12 protein-coding genes are annotated in these 20,492 nt (G+C 40.7%); all 12 read left to right on the top strand.

The window, feature by feature from the left end; translation table 11 throughout:
* The first annotated feature begins 4 nt into the window (after positions 1 to 4).
* Positions 5 to 1,609 (top strand): ABC transporter ATP-binding protein, encoded by a 1,605-nt coding sequence (locus tag E2L07_RS03660; protein ID WP_134228869.1) that lies wholly within the window; start codon positions 5 to 7, stop codon positions 1,607 to 1,609.
* Between the two features lie 16 nt (positions 1,610 to 1,625).
* Complete coding sequence (locus E2L07_RS03655; protein WP_134228868.1) at positions 1,626 to 4,172, top strand: glycosyltransferase; 2,547 nt, start codon at positions 1,626 to 1,628, stop codon at positions 4,170 to 4,172.
* A complete protein-coding gene (locus E2L07_RS03650) occupies positions 4,147 to 6,822 on the top strand; it encodes a glycosyltransferase (protein WP_243854898.1) in 2,676 nt (891 codons plus the stop codon). Before E2L07_RS03655 ends, E2L07_RS03650 begins: the two co-directional genes overlap by 26 nt.
* Before the next feature lie 22 nt (positions 6,823 to 6,844).
* Positions 6,845 to 8,314 carry a teichuronopeptide biosynthesis enzyme TupA gene (gene tupA / locus E2L07_RS03645; protein WP_134228867.1) on the top strand — a complete coding sequence of 490 codons (1,470 nt, stop codon included), beginning with the start codon at positions 6,845 to 6,847 and terminating at the stop codon, positions 8,312 to 8,314.
* 22 nt (positions 8,315 to 8,336) lie between these two features.
* Positions 8,337 to 9,980, top strand: coding sequence for an acylphosphatase (locus E2L07_RS03640; RefSeq protein ID WP_134228866.1), 1,644 nt, complete (start codon positions 8,337 to 8,339; stop codon positions 9,978 to 9,980).
* A gap of 74 nt (positions 9,981 to 10,054) precedes the next feature.
* Positions 10,055 to 11,713, top strand: a complete 1,659-nt coding sequence (locus tag E2L07_RS03635) for an acylphosphatase (RefSeq protein WP_134228865.1) — start codon at positions 10,055 to 10,057, stop codon at positions 11,711 to 11,713.
* A 48-nt stretch (positions 11,714 to 11,761) separates the two neighbouring features.
* Positions 11,762 to 13,393, top strand: coding sequence for an acylphosphatase (locus tag E2L07_RS03630; RefSeq protein ID WP_243854897.1), 1,632 nt, complete (start codon positions 11,762 to 11,764; stop codon positions 13,391 to 13,393).
* A gap of 132 nt (positions 13,394 to 13,525) precedes the next feature.
* Positions 13,526 to 14,578 (top strand): CapA family protein, encoded by a 1,053-nt coding sequence (locus E2L07_RS03625; protein WP_243854896.1) that lies wholly within the window; start codon positions 13,526 to 13,528, stop codon positions 14,576 to 14,578.
* 51 nt (positions 14,579 to 14,629) lie between these two features.
* Positions 14,630 to 15,349, top strand: coding sequence for a cysteate racemase (gene cuyB, locus E2L07_RS03620; protein ID WP_134228864.1), 720 nt, complete (start codon positions 14,630 to 14,632; stop codon positions 15,347 to 15,349).
* A 24-nt stretch (positions 15,350 to 15,373) separates the two neighbouring features.
* The gene (locus E2L07_RS03615) at positions 15,374 to 16,957 is read left to right on the top strand and encodes a sugar-transfer associated ATP-grasp domain-containing protein (RefSeq protein WP_134228863.1); all 1,584 of its coding nucleotides are present in this window, start codon (positions 15,374 to 15,376) and stop codon (positions 16,955 to 16,957) included.
* Positions 16,958 to 17,137: 180 nt separating this feature from the next.
* Positions 17,138 to 18,235 carry an ATP-binding protein gene (locus E2L07_RS03610; RefSeq protein WP_134228862.1) on the top strand — a complete coding sequence of 366 codons (1,098 nt, stop codon included), beginning with the start codon at positions 17,138 to 17,140 and terminating at the stop codon, positions 18,233 to 18,235.
* 245 nt (positions 18,236 to 18,480) lie between these two features.
* Positions 18,481 to 20,492 (top strand): peptidoglycan-binding domain-containing protein (locus E2L07_RS03605; protein WP_208401973.1); only part of this gene is annotated, 2,012 nt, incomplete at its 3' end.

The raw sequence follows: 20,492 nt of genomic DNA, 5'->3' as shown, positions 1-20,492 counted from the left end.
TCTAATGACTTTATCTATGACGAATCAAGACAAACAAATAAAAGAAGCAAATGAAGTCGTGATTCAGGCGACTAACCTCGGTGTCTCTTTTCATTCAGGCTACCGTACCGATGACTATAAGTCGCATATTTTTAATTGGTTTAGTCGAAAAAGCAAGACAAACGAGGGCCAAGAAGAAAGCAAAATCGTTTGGCCGCTGCGCAACCTTGATTTTACTGGGTACAAAGGTGAAATCCTTGGAATCATCGGTTCAAATGGTGCGGGGAAAACAACGCTTTGTAAAATGCTCTCAGGGATATTGAAGCCTGATGAAGGAGAGCTTTATGTGGACGGGCGTGTTTCTGCTCTATTTTCTTTAGGAATGGGGTTTAAAAAGGAACTCACAGGACGAGAAAACGCGTATTTAAATGGAATGATGCTCGGAATTGAAAAAGATCAAATTGACCAATTTATTGATGAAATTCATGAATTTTCTGGTCTCGGTTCATTTATTGACCAACCGATGAAATATTATTCGAGCGGGATGAAGGCCCGACTAGGGTTTAGCGTAGCTGCGTTTCTCGAACCAGAAATCCTCATCCTCGATGAAGCGTTAAATACGGGGGACGCAGCTTTCGGTAAAAAAGCTGCGGCAAAAATGAAAGAGCTTGTCTCAAAGGCAAAGATGGTCATCCTCGTGACTCATAGTTTACGCTATGCGAGGAAAAATTGTGATCGCCTCCTTTGGCTTGATCGAGGTGAAATCCGTGCGATTGGTGAGCCGGCAGAGGTCATCGAAAAATACAAAGAAACGATTCCAGTGAAAGTACGAAGACCTCGAAAACGTCTGGAATTAAAAAAGACCGAGGCGAACGTGAAAGAGCGAACGGTGGTTAAAGCTGAAAATATAGGGATGTCTTTCAATTTTAAAAATGAAACGTTTTGGGCGCTTAAAAATGTTAGTTTTGATATTAAGGAAGGGGAGGTCGTAGCAATTATCGGTCATAATGGAGCCGGAAAAAGCACGTTGTGTAAACTACTGACGAAGATTCTGACACCTGATGAGGGCGAACTCGAGCTTTCTGGTGAAACGACGTCCCTTCTTAGTTATGGTACTGGATTTAATGCACAATTATCGGGTAAGGACAATGTTTATTTAAACGGTATGTTATTAGGGATACCAAAGGAAAGAGTGGCACAAGAGTACCCGAATATTGTCGCATTCTCAGAGTTGGAGAAACATATGGATAAGCCTGTGAAATCATACTCAAGTGGGATGAAATCGCGGCTTGGCTTTAGTATCGCTGCAACGCTTCAACCTGATATTTTTATTATTGATGAGGCTCTTTCCACTGGAGATGTAGCCTTCCAGCAAAAGGCGAGTGAGAAGATTCAAGAAATGATGGAGCGGGCAAAGGCGGTTATTATTGTCTCCCATAGTATGAAGTTTGTAGAGTCAGTGTGTACCCGGGCCATTTGGTTAGAAAAAGGTCAGGTTCGTTTCGACGGAGATCCAGAAGAAGCGGTAAAGCTATACAGGGGGCCTGAAAAAGAAGAAAAAAAGAAAACAAAACGTCGTGTTGTGAGGACGAAGAAAAAGGCAGCGACAGAGGATTCAATTAACGATTAAGTTGGCGGTGGTACAAATGCTACGATTAGTAAAAAAGAGTGTGATTGGGCTTGTAGATTGGTTCTTATATAAAGCCTTAAAAACAAGTCAAAAACAGTTTCTTTCTAGCTTGCTAACGGAAAAGCAAAAACAAGCGATCAAACGTGTTATTAAGCCTGGGAAGAAACAGACACAGTTGCGAAAAATTGAACGGTTGAAATATCGGTTATACAATCTAGGGTTTACTAATCGAGCTTTGGAGGACCTCCAGCTCATTTGTCGTGAAAGCGGCGAGCCTTACTTGAAGCGTCTGGCTGCCTGGGAGTTAGCGTTATGGCATGCCAACCAGTATACGACGGAAGATGCAAAAGCTTGCCTCCGTTATCTTGACATTGCTACTACCGGTGTAAAAGATCGTGATGATTTGCGTGCTGTAGCTATTGTTAAGGCTGAGTGCTATGACCTTTTAGGAGAGAGAGAGCAAGGAAAAGAACTAGTGCAACAAATGATCGAGACTCAACCCCACCCTGATCTTTATTTAGCTGCAGCCAATCTTGAAACAACGGTCGCACAACGAATGAAATGGATTAACAAAGTCTTTGCGCACTATGGGACGGAACCGTTGGAGTTGACCGAGCAGGCAGACGAAAAAAGCCCGTATGATGCACTGGGAGTTAATGGTATTGATGAAAGCAGCGAGAATGATGAGCAACCAAAGGTAACGGTTATCATTCCGGCTTTTAATGCTGAGAGTGTGATTCAAACCTCAATTGAATCCATGCAAAAACAAACATGGACGAACCTTGAAATTTTTGTCGTCGATGACTGTAGTACGGATGAAACGGCATCGATTGTCCATCAATATGCGGAGCAAGATCATCGAGTCCATTATTTAAAAACAGAAACAAACAGTGGTGCTTATGTGGCAAGAAATATAGCATTACAGCATGCAACAGGGGATTTTGTCACGATTAATGATGCAGACGATTGGTCCCATTCGCGAAAAATTGAAATTCAAGTGCGACACTTGTTAAAGCACCCGAATATCATTGGGAATTTTTCGCAGCAAGCACGTGCGACCAATGATTTAAAATTTTACCGTCGCGGCAAGCCAGGCTTATACATTTTTGCGAACATGTCATCGTTCATGTTTCGTCGGAAGCCTGCGATGGACAAGCTGGGCTACTGGGATTGTGTCCGCTTTGCCGGAGACTCAGAGTTTGTTAAACGCATCAAGCTCGCATTTGGAGAAAAGGCTGTGGTTGAACTACCTACAGCTCCATTATCTTTTCAACGTCAGTCAGGGGAATCGTTGACGAGCCATTCTGCCTTTGGTTTTCCGGGTTATTTTATGGGGGCGCGCCGAGAGTATGCGGAGGCGCATGATCATTTTCATAGAACGAGTAAAGAGGGGCTTCGATATTCCTTTCCACAAAAAGAGCGTCCATTTCCTGTACCGGAGCCGATGCTTCCCAACCGTCAGCCAAAATCAGCGGGGCGGCGGCATTTTGATGTCATTTTAGCATCAGAGTTCCGCTTGTTAGGCGGGACGAATATGTCGAATGTGGAAGAAATCAAAGCGCAAAGAGAGATGGGGCTCCGCACAGGCTTAATTCAGTTATCTCGCTATGATCTTAATTCGGTTGAAGCGATCAATCCTAATGTTCGGGAGTTAATTGATGGCGATCAAGTGCAAATGATCGTCTACGGAGAGCAGGTAAGTTGTGATGTGCTCATCGTTCGCCACCCTCCGATTCTTCAGGAATGGCAGCGTTATGTGCCAAATGTAGAGGCAAAAAGTGTGCACGTGATTGTGAATCAACCACCACAGCGAGACTATGGTGACAACGGTAGTGTTTTATATGAGCTTCCTCGCTGTATCGCTCACCTACAAGCCTATTTTGGCAAAAAAGGCATTTGGTACCCGATTGGACCGAATGTACGGGAAGCTTTATACGAGCACCACCATAAGGATTTGCAAGCGATTCCTTTCTCAGATCAAGATTGGGTCAATATTATTAATGTGAAAGAATGGAAGAGAGTTACACGTCGAGAAAAGGACGGGAAAATAAAAATCGGGCGCCACTCTCGGGACCAATATGTAAAATGGCCAAAGGATCGAGCAACCATGCTGCAAATTTATCCGGACAAGGAGCCTTTTGAAGTTCATATACTCGGTGGTGCTAAGTCACCTACCAAGGTTCTAGGGTCTTTGCCAGCCAATTGGCATGTCCGAGAATTTGGTGAGGTTCATCCGCGTGAGTTTTTAGCAGAATTGGACGTGTTCGTTTATTTTACACACCCAGATTGGGTTGAAGCTTTCGGTCGAGTTGTATTTGAAGCAATGGCTACTGGCGTTCCGGTCATTGTGCCGCATGAATACGAAAAGCTGTTTGGTGAGGCTGCCATTTATGCTGAAATCAATGAAGTACAAGAGAAAGTAATGGAGCTCATGGCAGATGATAAATATTATCAAAGCCAGGTAGAAAAAGCGCTCATCTATGTTGAAAACCAATTTGGTTATTCTCAACATGCTGCAAGATTGGAGACGTTTTTACATGAAGATGAACGAGCAGAAGTTTGAATTAGAGGGTAGAAAAAGAAAAAATGAACAGCTGCTTTCGGAAATACAGCAGCTAGAACTAGAGATCTCTAATATGGAGAAAGAGAATGAACGAGAGCGCCGCAAATTGCGAGCGCTCGAAACTTACTACTATGGAATAAAAAACAGCTGGCCAGTTGCTTTTCTAAGACAAGTGAAAAAGTTGCTTAAAATGATCGTTCAACTTGTCACGAGAAAAAAAGGTTGGAGACAGCTGTTTAGTTCATCGTGGAAAAAGAAAAAAGCCCAGCAGCGGATAAAGAAACTGAAATATAGCTTGTATGAACTAGGGTTTACCAAGAGAGCTTTGGCTGATTTAAGGGGACTACTGAAAGCGGACAATCGTTACTTAAGGCAGCTTGCCGCTTGGGAGCTAGCTTTATGGCATGCAAATCAATATACGCGCACAGATGCTCGGGAATGTTTAACGTATTTGCAACAAGCAACTGCAGGCAAAGCGGAGCGTTCATTTCTACGGCGTGCAGCGATCATTGAGGCTGAGTGCTATAAATTGCTTGACGAGATTGAAAAAGGGAAGCAACGAATAGCCGATAAAATAAAAGAGTATCCACATCCAGATTTGTATTTAGCGGCAGCCAACTTAGAAGAGCACCCTTTAGATCGGGTCAAATGGATTAATAAAGCTTTAGCACATTTTAATATTGCCCCTATTAGGCTAAAGCAAACGGGCGAAAAAGAACGAACACCGTACGATTCGATTGATGTGGCAGCAAAAGCAACTAACGTTAAACCTAATATGGAGCCGAAAGTAACGGTGATCATCCCTGCGTACAATTCAGAGGATGGGATTGCTACATCTATTGAGTCGATCTTGCAGCAAACTTGGACAAATATAGAGATTTTGGTCGTTGACGACTGCAGCACTGACAGCACAGCCGCTTCGATCAAGCGTTATGCAGCGATCGATGATCGAGTGAAGTATTTAAAAACGGAGATCAATAGCGGTGCTTATGTGGCAAGAAATATAGCATTACAGCAAGCGACAGGCGAGTTTGTCACGATTAATGATGCTGATGATTGGTCACACCCAGCAAAGATTGAAACGCAAGTTACCCATTTGATGGAACATCCTCAGGTGATTGCCAATACTTCTCAGCAAGCAAGGATGACAGAAGATCTAACATTTTTTCGAAGAGGGAAGCCGGGAGAATATATTTTTGCAAACATGTCTTCACTTATGTTTCGCAAGAATCTTGTCATGGAGAAGCTTGGTTTTTGGGACAGTGTACGGTTTGGAGCTGATGGTGAATTTAAACGCCGCCTAAAAAAAGTGTTTGGTGAAAAAGCTGTTGTTGACTTAGCGTCAGGTCCATATTCCTTTCAAAGACAGACCAAGGGATCTTTGACCGGAAATCATGCATTTGGCTTTCACGGATATTTTATGGGCGTGCGTAAAGAGTATTTCGACAGTTACTCGCACTATCATCGAGTGGCAGAGTCCCTCCGCTATGATTTCCCGCAGGAACCCCGTTTATTTGCTGTGCCGGAGCCTATGTGGCCACAGCGGGAGAAAAAAACAGCTGATGGGCGGCGCCATTTTGATGTAATCATTGCTTCCGAGTTTCGCCTACTAGGCGGGACCAATATGTCGAATGTGGAAGAAATTAAGGCGCAGAAACAAAAAGGGCTTCGGACGGGTCTTATGCAAATGTCACGGTATGATTTTCAATCACGTAAAGAAATGAACCCGCACATCCGCGAGCTTCTCGATGGGGATCTTGTACAAATGGTTGTCTATGGTGAGGAAATTAGCTGTGATTTATTGATTATCCGTCACCCCCCAGTTTTACAGGAGTGGCAAAAATATTTACCTAATGTAAAAGCAAAGCGTGTGAATGTCATCGTAAATCAGCCGCCGAAGCGGGATTATAGCAAAAAAGGAAATACATTGTATACGATTCCTGATTGTGCGAAACGTATGAAGGAATATTTCGGGACGACAGGTACATGGTATCCGATTGGGCCACTTGTCCGCGAAGCTTTGCTAACACATCATAGCCATGAACTGCATCCGATTTCCTTAGCCAGTGAGGACTGGGTCAATATTATCGATGTACAAGAATGGAAAAGGGCATCCCGTCCGCTTCGATCAGAGAAGATCAAAATTGGTCGGCATTCTCGTGACCAGTATGTGAAGTGGCCTATCGATCGAACGGAACTTTTTAAAGTTTACCCAGAGTCTGCCCCATTTGAAGTCCATGTTCTTGGTGGTGCAGCAGCACCAAAGAAGGTAGTCGGTGAGTTACCTGAAAACTGGTATGTCTATGAATTTGGGGAAATGCATCCAAAGGAGTTTCTAGCTACACTTGATGTATTCGTCTACTATACGCATCCCGATTGGATTGAAGCGTTTGGGCGAGTCATTTTCGAGGCGATGGCGGTAGGGGTACCTGTCGTTATTCCACCAATCTATGAGCAGTTGTTTGGCGATGCTGCACTTTATGCTGAACCAGATGATGTTCAGGAAACAATAATACAACTAATGGACAACCCGGATTTTTACGAATCTCAAGTAGAAAAAGCGCAAGCATATGTAGAGGCAAACTTCGGTTACACAAAGCACATTTCAAGAATTGAATCGTTCATTTTTGATCGGACAAACCATTCATAAATAGCAGAAGGAGGTGGTCACGTTGAGCAAAACGTATCCGTCAAAAGAAGGAATTCAGAGTGAATTACAGCACGAAAAGGAACGGGAACACGAGCTGCAAATCTTATTTATGAAGCATGAAGCGAAGAAGCGAGAGTTACAGAATGAGCAGAAAAAGCTGCGGAGGGACCAAAAGAAAATTGAACAAAGCCGGTTATGGAAATATACCGCTGTTTGGCGGAAAACAATAACTGTTTGTAAAAGTATCAAAACGGCTTTTTTAGGAAAAGCCAAGCAACAATTAATTCAAGAAAATGAGCAACTTCATCTTGAACTTAGGGAACTTCGTCAACAATTAATGAATGTCGAACAAAAGCTAATAAACGAAACACACAAAGCGAATGATCGGCTGATTGCACTAGGGAAGATGGATCGTGACCATCTCCTACACTCGGTGAAACGGGCGAAAGAGCAAGGTCAAATGGTGGAATACATGAGGCGTTTGATCGAGTCAAAGACCTCAATACAAAATGCTTATCGTGAGGCTTTGTTTCTTTCCGCGAGACACTATCAAAATGAGAAGCAAGATGTGAAAGCGCCAATTTTTCGGGAAGCTTTGTCTGGGTTGCATGCTGAAGAAGTACCAGAATTTATTGTAAGAGAAGTAGATGAGAAAGAAACGATTTCTCTAAAATCAATCGCTTCCTTTCGAGCGAATTTAAGTATAAGATTAAGGAAGAAACAATTCGGGACCATCTTACCAGAATGGCTACTCGATCAAAAAAAAGTTGCCTATCGTTTCATGGATTCCCTTCATATTGATAGGCCTTGGGTCTCTGATGACACGTACACGATCTCAACGATACCTAAAAAGGAACGGATTGTGATCAAACCTCAAGATGGTGCGGGTTCCCGCGGCGTATACCTTGTGTTTACTGAGGGGAATATTCTTGATGTCAAACGCTCGAAAACCTTAAATAGCTGGGAATCTCTTATAGAGAGTATGAAAGAAGATCTGGACTCTCGTTCGGTTAAGGAAGACTCATGGATGATCGAGGAGCTCCTGTTAGAAGATAAAGACACATTTCGACCGGCACGAGATTTGAAATTTTATTGCTTTTATGGGAAGGTTGCTATCATTCTTGAGGTGCAACGATTTCCAGAGCTTTCGTACTGTTGGTGGACAGCTGATGGTAAACAAATGACGACTGGAAAATATGATGGAGACCTGTTCAAAGGTGACGGAGCGTCCGAACAAGAAGTCCAATTAGCGGCTTCTATTAGCTCTGAAATTCCTGTACCTTTCATTCGAATCGATTTTCTGAAAACGAGTCGAGGGCTTGTATTTGGTGAATTTACCCCGAAGCCTGGGAATTATGACGAATTTAATCGTGAAACGGATCGGTGGCTTGGGGATGAATTTTTAGCAGCAGAAGAACGTTTAATTTCAGATTTATTAAATGGCAAGTCATTTGAATCATTTAAAAACTTACTTGATGCAAGACTTAATTAGCATGTGTTGGAGGAAACTCTCTATGGAACAAATTAATCACCAATGGTTACCGCATCTGTCGAAAGAAATCGTTGAAGATGCAAGGGGGCCAGAATTTGATGCATATTTAGTAGCCTTAGAAGGATGGCGACGAGGCTTGACCCTTCGGTGGCATACAAAGGACTCTGAAGCTTTTCGTGAGATCAAAACGTGGTTCGTTGATCGACCAGGAAAGCTGTTTTCTCTTCGATCAGAAGAGAAAACCCATTATTTCTTTAGAACTCGTGGGGATAAAGTAACGAATGAAGCTGTTGCGATTGGAGCCGATAAAGAGAAAACAAAAGAATATCTCGCAAAGGCTGGCATTCCGATACCAGAAGGAAGGCGTTTTGTAGCGGAGATTGAAGACGATGAAATTATCTCATATGCAGCGGAGATCGGCTATCCGCTTGTCGTAAAACCGACAGATGGAAGCTTCGGTCGAGGCGTTGTGACAAACATTGAAGACGAAGTAACATTTGCTGAACAGCTTCGTCACGTTCGGCATGTCCTCAATTATAAAGATGTCATCGTTGAGCGTCATGTGGCAGGAAAAGATTATCGGTTGTACGTTGTTGGAGATAAGGTTGTAGCGGCTATAGAGCGCATTCCTGCCAATGTTGTTGGAAATGGAAAACAGACAATTCAAGAATTAATAGAGGCTAAAAACGAAGAGCGTCAAAAGAACCCTCGGTTGATTAGCTGTCCCATTAAGCTAGATCAAGAGATGAAAAATCACTTAGCCATTCAAGGGTACGGTTTGGATACGATTCCGGAAGACGGCGAGATGGTTTTTTTAACAAATAAGAGCAACATTTCAATCGGTGGAGATCCTGTTGACCAACTAGATAGCTTGCCTGAGGAGGTCAAACAGCTAGCGGTACAAGCCTTGCAGGCAGTCCCGCAGTTACCTCATGGGGCCGTCGATATCCTTTATGATGACAAACAACCAGTGGAAGAAGGGGCTGTTGTATTAGAGTTAAATCCGACGGCACAAATTGGCTCGCTCGTGTTTCCGATGAAAGGCATCGCTCGAGATGTCCCGGCGGCTATCATTGATTATTACTTCCCAGAAACAAAAGGGATGAACGGTCAAAAATCTAGGTTTTACTTTGATTTTTCAGACGTGTTGGAACCATTGGTGACAAAAACAGCCTCAGTGACGACGGTATCTGCAGCTCCTTTAGGTGAAGTTTATGGCAAGAAATATACAGTAACAGGTGATGTCCAAGGAATTGATTATCATCGAGGCTTGAGAAAACAAGCCTTTGAACGAAAGCTAAGTGGTTTTGTAAAAAACCTTGAAAATGGAAACATCGAAGTCATTGTCATGGGTACTGATCCAGAAAGCGTCAATGACTTTAAGCAAGCTATCTTCGAAGATCCAGGGCGTTCAGATGTTGTTGATGTTTTTGAAGAGTCATGGGAAGATCCAGTAAAGGTCGGGTTTGAAGTTAAAGCAGATTTAAAAATGCAAGTGGACCAATTAAAGAAGATGAAGCTTGAATTAGAGACAGTGCAGAAAGAGTTACGACGTGCAGAGCGGCGTTACCGAGCATATAGTCGAAGCATTTCTTGGCAGCTTACGTTACCCTTTCGAAAGATAGCGGACATAGTAAAATGGGTCGGTCGATTGTTTGAAAAATAAGGACGGATGTAGGAAGATTCCAAAATCAAGATTTAGATATAAACCATTGAGGGAAATTAGGGGAGGTCGTTATAATGGAGAGTAATCCTTCAATTTGTCTCCCTCACCTTACCAATGACATTGTAACCAGCGCAAGAAAAACAAAGCTGTGTGCATACTCTGTAGCACTGGAAGGGTGGAGACGTGGCTTAACGTTAAAATGGCATACTGTTGACCATGAGAAATATCAAGAAATGATTACCTTTGGGGTGAATCCTCCAGGTCGATTATTTTCACTAAGTTCTAAAGAAAGGACTCACTACTTTTTTAGGACTAGAGGAGATAAAGTAACCAATGAAGCCGTAAGAATTGGTTCCGATAAAGATGAAACAAAGGTATGGTTAGCTAAAGCTGGCGTTCCTGTACCAGAAGGACGAAAATTTGAGGCGTCTTCAACAGATGAGGAAATTATTCAATATGCATTGGAAATCAACTTCCCACTTGTTTTAAAGCCAACCAATGCTAGCTTAGGAAACGGTGTCGTAACCAATATTAAGGACGTAAAATCTTTGCAAAAGGCTTTAATTTATGTACGCTCTGATTTAAATTATCCGGAAGTTATATTAGAACGTTATGTATCAGGGGAGGAATACCGAGTATACGTCGTTGAAGATCAAGTCATTGCGGCTTATAACAGATTGCCAGCAAATATTATTGGGGATGGCTATCATACAATTACCGAATTAATTGACTTAAAAAATCGGCAGCGGAAGAAAAATGCACGTTTGTTTAGCTGTTTAATTGAAATTGATAACGAGGTATTGGATTTTATCCAATCGTCTGGCTATACATTGGAAAGTATCCCGAATAAAGGGGAGAAAATTTTGCTAAGGGAAAAAACCAATGTATCAGCAGGGGGAGACCCAATCGATGTGACCGATGAGCTACCTGATGAACTCAAACAGATTGCAATAGATGCTATTAAAGCAATTCCTGGCTTACATCACGGCGGTGTTGATATTATTGCTGATCTAAACCAATCCATATCAACAGCTGTCGTCATTGAGTTAAATCCAACTGCTCAAATTGGAGGAATTTTATTTCCAATGGAAGGGAAGGCACGCGACATTCCTTCTGCTATCATTGATTATTACTTTCCAGAAACGAAAGGGAGCCAAAACAAAAAATCTAGAATATATTTTGACTTTAATACAGTACTAGAGCCATTATCTAGCCGTTCATCTGTAGAAGTAGAAGTCTCACCAGCTCCCATTGGCAAGTTATATGCGAAAAAATATACAGTTTCTGGTTTTGTGCAAAGAGTAAGCTACCATCAATGGTTACGTATTCAAGCGTTGGAAAGAGGACTGAATGGTTACATTAACAACCTTTCTAATGGGGATATTGACGTTGTAGTTGCAGGAACAGATAAAAAAGAGGTTAATGCATTTAAGGAGATCTTTACTGCTGCACCTAATAAGGCCGAAGTAAAAAAGATAAAGGAGGAGGCTTGGAAATCTCCTGTAAAGGTTGGATTTGAAATAAGTGAAGGCTTTAACCCATCAAATCTACGGTCTGTGGAAACTGCACTGAAGAAGATGGAAAAAGAGTTACGCCGAGCGGAAAAAGAAAAAAACCGACTTGAGAAAGAAGCAATGAAAATTAAACAAAGTCGTTCGTGGAAATCAACAGTCTTTCTGAGAAAATTAGGCGATTATGCGAAAAGTTTAATTAGACCACAGGCAAACGGATAAGATTATTTTGCTCTGTACGGTTCGTTTGATGTTGAAGGAGGGGTATGATTGAAGCAAAACCTAGAGCATTCAACTGACATAGCAAAGAGAATTGTAAGAGGAGTTCGAGGGTTTAATCTTTGCGCTTATTTGGTAGCTCTAGAGGGATGGAGAAGAGGCTTAACATTAAAATGGTATTACAACACTCCTTCTAACGCTAAGTTAAAAGCAATTGGTTTTAATCCGATTGGGAAAATGTTTTCCCTGAGTTCTGATGAAAGAACACATTTTTTCTTCAGGTCTAGAGGAGATAAAGTCCACAATGAAGCAGTGGACATAGGTACGAATAAAGAGCAAACAAAGAAGTATTTAGAAAAGGAAGGAGTGCCATGCCCCGAAGGTAAAAGGTTTAAGGAAGAAGTTGCGGATGAAGAGATTATCCAGTATGCGCGGAAGCTTGGTTATCCGCTTGTGATTAAGCCGACCTTTGGTAGCTTAGGAAAAGGTGTCGTTACAAATATTAATACTGACGAGGGTTTTAAAAAAAACTTACGCTATGTCAGATCCACATTAAATTATCTTGATGTCATTATTGAAAGGTTCATTTCAGGAGAAGATGCTCGTGTTTATGTAGTCCAGGATAAAGTGGTAGCTGCCCTAAAAAGGGTTCCGGCTAATGTAACAGGTGACGGTAAGAGCACGATCGAAGAATTGATACAGAAGAAAAATGAAGAACGAAAAAAGAACCCTCATTTAGCTACTCGATTAATTAAAGTTGATGAAGAAGTTCATACTTTTTTGCGTAAGGAGGGTTATTCTTTAAGCAGTGTTTTAAAGAAAGAAGAATTAATCTATTTACGTGGTAAAAGTAACATATCTTCTGGCGGAGATTCAATAGACATTACTGATCAGCTTCCAGCAGAAATTAAGGAAGTTGCAGTTAAGGCAGTTTCCTCTGTACCAGGGCTTGTACATGCAGGTGTTGATCTGATCATTAAGGGGAACAAAGCTGTCGTCATGGAGATAAACCCTACAGCTGTAATTGCTTCACATCTATTTCCTATGACAGGAATACCAAGAAATGTTCCAAAAGCAATTGTTGATTACTACTTCCCAGAAACGAAAGAGACAATCAAAAACAATTTTTATTTTGATTACAAAGTGATCAATAATTTAATGAGTAGTAGGGAAGTAAATGAAATTGAAATTACAAACGCTCCGATTGGTCAGATTCATACAAAGCGATATATTGTTACTGGAAAGGTTCAAGGTGTGGGATATAGAAGATGGGTAAGAAAAAGGGCACTTCTTCATAATATACATGGCTATACAAAAAATCTTGACAATGGAAAAGTCGTTATCGTTGCAGCAAGTTCAAACAAATCCGACTTAGAGGAGTTTTTAAAAAGCTGTTACATTGGACCTGACAAAGCCAATGTGGCCCGTATTAAAGAATATGAGTGGTACAACCCTATAAAAGTTGGATTTGAAATTAGAAGCAAGTCTAAGGAAGAAGAAATCAAGGAGCTGAAATTAGAGTTAAATCAAATAAAACGAGAAAAACAAGAAATGGAACAAGAAATGTCTTATATAGTAAAAAAATACAGTAACATGAAAGGAAAGTATGAGGCAATTAGAAACAGTAGCTCCTGGAAAGTAACTGCTCCGCTTCGCAAGTTAATGAGTTTAATAAAAAATTAAACCATATGAACTACAGAGCGAGTATACTGCGTGAAGGAATAAATCACATACAATAAGTGCTCCAATTTTGTCGATATACAAATATGATAGCCCTCCTTTACAGGAATAATTTTGCATGTTGGGGTGATGATTTTGAAAATTAGCAAAGGCAAAACAGTGACTTTAACAGCAATTGGTGATGTACTCTTACACGGGAGAGTGTATGGAGGAATAAAGAAGAAGTCCGGATATAATTTCTTGGGGAAATTCGAGAGAGTGAAAGACTTGTTAGGAAAGACGGATCTTACAGTTGCTAATTTAGAGACGATTATTGCTGGGATTGAGATAGGACTTTCTTCTTTTCCAAAGTTCAACGCACCCGTAGAAATTGGTTATGCGCTAAAAGATATGGGTGTGAACCTTGTGACACTTGCTAATAACCATGTTCTAGATCGGGGAGAAGAAGGGTTATTGAAAACCATAGAGAATCTAGAGAGAATAGGCTTAGAATACGATGGCGCGTATAAATCCTTAGAGGATAAACAAAGGTTGCGTATATTCAATAAGAACGGCTTGAAGATCTGTTTTATATCTTATACTAAAGGGACGAACGGTATAAAAATACCTGACAATAAACCTTACTTAGTAAATTCACTCAAGAAAACAAGCGCATTAAAGCTAACAAAAGAATTAAGAAGAATAAAAAAAGAAAATTTAGCGGACGTTATTGTTGTTAATATGCATTTTGGGAAGGAATACCATCTGGATCCTTGCGCAGAACAGAAAGAGCTTGCAGCGTCACTATCTGATGCAGGCGCAGATGTGATTATTGGTCATCACCCTCATGTTCTACAACCTCCTGAATGGATCGAAAACTCACGGGGAACAAAAACATTTGTAGCGTATTCTTTAGGAAATTTTATTTCTGGTCAGAATGGCTTGCACAGACAAATTGGTGCGTCCTTAACACTAGAAATTAATAAACCAGATGAAAATTATAAAGGTATTGTTATAAAAAGTCCGAAATACAGCCTAACTTTTACGAAAAGAGAAGAAAGGCTGCAATATGGAATTTATTTATTTAAGGATTGGATTCAAGAAAATGAATATATTGAAACCGATCATGGGAAGTTTTCATCCAAGGAAGTATATAATGATGTTATAAGTAGAATGCGCAAAGAAATAAAGGATTTAGAGATAGATTAAGGTATAGGTTGAATACCGTACAAATTGATGCTTTAAAAGGATGGTCGGACAATGTCTCCAAAAGTAATTGGCGTTTTAGGTGGAATGGGGCCAGCTGCAACAGCCGAGTTATTTAATAGGGTTATTACAAATACCTCTGTCGAAATGGATCAAGATCATGTAAATATGATTATAATAAACGATCCTCAAATACCAGATCGAACAAATTATATTTTTGGTAAAGGGACAAGCCCAGTTCCCAGGCTCACTGAGAATTTGCATAAGTTATTTTACGCAGGTGCTGATGTTGCAGTTATCCCGTGTATGACAGCTCATGCATTTATCTCTGAATTAAAGCAGAAATCACCTATTCCAATTGTGAATGCAATTGAACTTGTAGAATTACATCTAAGGGATCTCTTTTCTTCTGAAACAAGGATTGGGCTCATGGCTACAGATGGATCGGTTAAATCGGGTGTTTTTGAAGAATACATTTCAAATGAAATTGTTGTTCCAGAAGAGAAAGATCAAAAGAAATTGATGGAAATTATTTATGGAGAAAATGGAATTAAGTCTGGAAATACTTCTTATGGAATATCGGTTGCTTTAAAAGAACTTGTGAAAAAATTGAAAAAGGCCAATGTTAAAGCGATTATTGCTGGTTGTACCGAGCTAAGTTTAGTAATGGATACAGAGAAAATGGGAATTGAAGTAATTGATCCTATTCTCCTTTTAGCTAAACATATAGTAAACATTGGAAGTCGAAATGCTATCACGGTTGATGATTCCTGATTGAATGAGGTAGGGGGATATTTAATGGAACAAGCAAATAAAGAATGGTTACCACATTTAGAGGATGCGGTACCTCAAAAAGCGAAAGGCTATACATTATCGATGTATAGTATAGCGTTAGAGGCATGGAGAAGAGGTATAACGGTTAAATTTTTCAATACGACTGAAAAAAAATCACGATTAAGGTATTCTTTGTCTTACGAAGGTAAGGAATATACTTTTGTAGTTTCTAGAGGGAGTATTGTTCCACGTGAGGCTATCAAAATCTGCATTGATAAACATTTGACAAAAAAATATCTTTTGAGAGCCGGTATTCCTGTTCCAGAGGGTGAAGAGTTTAGTGGAGTAGTACCAGATGAAGAGATTGTAGAGTACTCTAAAAGACTAGGTTATCCCTTAGTGATTAAGCCGTCTAAAGGTACAGGTGGTAAAGGGGTTATTGCCAACATAAAGAGTGAAGAAGAATTTAGAAGTGCATTATCCTATGTGAGGAACGATTTAAATTATCCAGAGGTTATTGTGGAAAGATATGCAGTTGGGATAGACCATCGAGTATTTGTTATCGGGAATGAAGTCATTGGTGCATTTAAACGAATTCCAGCGAACGTAGTTGGTGATGGTGTTAACACAATAAGAACATTATTACGGGTTAAAAATAAAGAACGTGATAAAAACCCTTCTTTGAATGGTCTACCTATTACGATTGATAAAGAGGTCCATAGCACCTTGGAGAAGGTAGGCTATACATTAGATAGCATTCCAAAAGAAGGAGAAAGAGTATTCTTAAAAACAAAAAACAATGTGTCATCAGGAGGAGACTCTACAGATGCCACAGATGATTTGTCAGATGAAATAAAAAAAATAGCTATTGATGCCTGTAAAGCTATCCCTGGATTAATCCAATGTGGGATTGATATGATTATTGATTACGAAACAAATACAGCTAGTATTCTTGAAATTAATTCCAGGGCGGCCATTAGGAACCATCTCTTTCCGATGGAAGGAAAAGCGCGGGATATCCCTAAAGCGATTATTGATTATTATTTTCCTGAAACAAAAGGAAAAAGGAAAAATCTATTGTACTATTTTGATTTTGATACAATTCATGATGCTTTTAGGCGTGGAGTTGCTAATGAGTTTTTGGTACCGTCATTACCGACAGGGAATATAGACTCAAGGCGTTTTCTTCTTTCTAAAAAGCAGAGTTCTACGTCCTTTGATAAATGGGTTCAGAAACAAGCGAGGGAGCTAAAGCTAAACGGTTATATTAAACACTTGAAAAACAATAAGACATCAATCATTGTTTCAGGCTGTGTTGAGTCGGTAGATCATTTTAGAGAGATAGTGAACAATAGACTTCCTAAGAAGTATAAAGTTACAAGGGTTGATGAGAAAAATTGGGACAAGCCGATAAAGATTGGATTTGAAATAAAGGAACCTTCTATAAGTTACAAAGAAAGTGAGCTCCAAGTACTCTCAAAAGAACTTAAAGAGTTACAAAAAGAAAGAAATCTATATAAAAAGAAGTATCAAGAGATACAGAAGAGTACTTCATGGAAAGTAACGAAACCTCTTCGTGCCATGGCGAGTTTAATAAAAATGAGGTAACGGTAGAAATATATTTTCCACAAGTCACCCTTGTACCTGGGCCTTCGTTTCATTACATTATTTACAGACCTAAACCAAGCTAATTTATATGCTTGGTTTAGGTGGTTTTTAAGCTTTAAATATATCTGTCTTCGAATGATGTACACAGTATCATGAGGATAAAATTTGGAGGTATTAAGAATGAGTTTTTTTTCATTTTTAAAAAAAAATCAAAGGCAGCAAGAGAATAAACCAAAGGGTGAAAGCAAATTTTTAAAACAGGAAGCTGAGTTTGTAGAAGAACAAAAAAGGAAGGGAATCGGTATAAAATCTGCTCTCATCGAATATGCAGCTATTAGCAGAGGATTAAAAGTAGACCGTCTTTCCAGTCGATTATTGATAATTGAAAGTAAGGAAGGTAATCAATTTGGTTTTCATAATATGAATGGGAATGATTCTAGTAGAATAGGCATGAATCTCTGTGATCGTAAACATGATAGTCGGCACATTCTTAAAAAGAAAGGGATCTCAGTTGTAGATTCAGAAGTTTTTGGCATTGAACACTATGATGAAGCGGTTGAATTTGCACAAAAGCTAGGATTTCCAGTTGTTGTTAAGCCAACAAGTTTAGCGAGAGGTAAAGGTATCACAACCAATATTCATACCTTGGAGGAATTTAAAAAAGCATGGGATAAAGGCTGTGAAGCATATCGGCGAAAGAAAAGTACAAATCGCTTATTAGTTGAACGGCATGTAAGTGGAGATGATTACCGATTTTTCGTAGTAGGTAATAAAGTCATCTCTGCAACACATAGGAAAAGAGCAAATGTTACCGGGGATGGAACTTCAACAGTATTAGAATTGATAAAACAAAAAAATTTACTTCGGGCAAAGAACCCTTATCTTTCTGATTATCTAATACCAGAAGATCCGGAACAACTCGACTTATTGGAGAAGCAAAAGATCAGCTTGGAGGACGTTCCCGAGAAGGGGCGAGAGGTTACATTGCGAAGTCAATCAAATCTTTCAGCAGGTGGAGACAGTATCGATGTAACAGAAACTGCCCACCCAGATTATCATGAGTTAGCTGTTCGGGTGATTCAATCGATTCCAGGCATCGAGTATGGTGGGATTGATTTTATCGCAAACGATATTACCAAAAAACCGACTACATCAAATCATATCGTTAGTGAGGTGGAATTCTCCCCTGCTCCTCTATCGCATTTTCCTTTTATTGGTAAGGGGCGAGACATGGCTGGAGCCATTATAGAACATTACCTGTCGAAAGAGAAAAATTAAGGGCACAATCCTTCAAACTTTTAAAAATGCACCCTAAATGGGGCATTTTTTATTGGGGAGATAGGGTTTTTTAAACAAGTGGTACACGATTCTTTTAAACCTTGCTTTCATATTGATTAAAAACCGACGGAAATCTACAAAATATTTGAGAATCCGACAAAAGTTTTATTGAAAGAGAAGGGTGAAATATCCGATACTAATGAAGTGTCTAAATATAAAATACAAACTAGGGAGGTGATACTAAAGTGAGGATAAGAAGTGCAGGAATGTTAATCGTTACAAGCCTACTTGTTCTTTCACTCCACTTTAGTCCACTAATTGTAAAGGCAGCCGAGGATGAATTAGAGGGAATAGAAGGAGCGGAACAGCAATTTGAGGATATCCACTCAAAAGAGAGTACCGAAGAGGATATTACGGAACCACATCTAGAGTCTACCGATCAAACAGAAGAAAAAGTAGAGTCCGAGGTTGATGAGTCTGAAGAAGTACAAATTGGAGAAGAGACTGAAACAACCAGTAATGCAACCGAAGAGGAAGTCGTCGAGTCAGATGTGGAAATGAGTACACTTTCTGTCGCATCTGATTCACTTCAACCTGGTGATCGCAATGAACAAGTGCTAGAAATGAAGCTCGACTTAATGAAGCTTGGCTTTGGAACGCATTGGAGCAACCCGACAAACTACTTCGGCCCAGATACGGAGCGGGTAGTGCGTGAGTTTCAGGCGTACTATGGACTAACGGTAAATGGTCGTGGAGATCAGGCGACGCTAGCGAAAATCGCAGAGGAGCTATCCAGTCCATTTCAAGAAGGGAAGCGAAGCGAACAGATTCGAGAGATCAAGCTGGACTTAATGAAGCTCGGCTTTGGGACGCATTGGAGCAATCCAACAACCCTTTACGGACCGGATACGGCGAATGTAGTTCGCGAGTTTCAACGCCACTATGGATTAGTGGTCAATGGAATTATTGACGAAGTCACCTACAAAAAGATCGAAGAGATAAAGAACCAGCCATTAGCACCAGGTTTAAGACGGGCGGATGTTATCGACTTTAAACTGGACTTAATGAAGCTCGGCTTTGGGACGCATTGGAGTAATCCGACAAACTACTTCGGCCCAGATACGGAGCGGGTGGTACGTGAGTTTCAGGCGTACTATGGACTAACGGTGAATGGACGTGGAGATGAAGCGACGCTAGCGAAAATAGCGGAGCAGCTATCTAGCCCGTTTCAAGAAGGGAAGCGAAGCGATCAAATCCAAGAGTTAAAGCTAGATTTAATGAAGCTCGGCTTTGGGACGCATTGGAGCAATCCAACGACCCTTTACGGACCGGATACGGCGAATGTAGTTCGCGAGTTTCAACGCCACTATGGATTAGTGGTCAATGGAATTATTGACGAAGTCACCTACAAAAAGATCGAAGAGATAAAGAACCAGCCATTAGCACCAGGTTTAAGACGGGCGGATGTTATCGACTTTAAACTGGACTTAATGAAGCTCGGCTTTGGGACGCATTGGAGTAATCCGACAAACTACTTCGGCCCAGATACGGAGCGGGTGGTACGTGAGTTTCAGGCGTACTATGGACTAACGGTGAATGGACGTGGAGATGAAGCGACGCTAGCGAAAATAGCGGAGCAGCTATCTAGCCCGTTTCAAGAAGGGAAGCGAAGCGATCAAATCCAAGAGTTAAAGCTAGATTTAATGAAGCTCGGCTTTGGGACGCATTGGAGCAATCCGACGACCTTGTACGGACCAGACACAGTCAAAGTTGTTCGCCAATTTCAAGGCTATTATGGATTAGTAGTCAACGGAATTGTGGATGAAGTAACCGAGAAAAAAATATATGAAATTTTGGCTAGTCCATACCAAGAAGGGAAGCGCAGTGATCAAATTCAACAGTTGAAATTTGATTTAATGCAGCTTGGCTTTGGGACGCATTGGAGTAATCCGACAACATTGTATGGTCCGGACACAGCGAATGTGGTTCGTCAGTTCCAACGCTATTATGGTTTGGTAGTAAATGGGATTATGGATGAAGTAACGCTGAAGAAAATGGAAGAGATCCTAACCAGCCCATTACGTCGTGGCGTGACGAGTGAGCAAGTAAGAAAGTTAAAAGAGGACTTAATGAGACTCGGCTACGGGTTACATTGGAATAACCCAACAGCGTTTTACGGTGCGGAAACAGAGGAAGAAGTAAGGAAGTTTCAACGAGACTATAACCTCCCAGTGAGTGGAATCGCTGATGCCAAGAC

It is taken from the genome of Halalkalibacterium halodurans (assembly GCF_004376175.1).
GTDB lineage: Bacteria > Bacillota > Bacilli > Bacillales > Bacillaceae_D > Halalkalibacterium > Halalkalibacterium halodurans.
The sequence above is the reverse complement of the archived record's forward strand: the minus strand, read 5'-3'. Positions and strand labels throughout refer to the sequence as shown.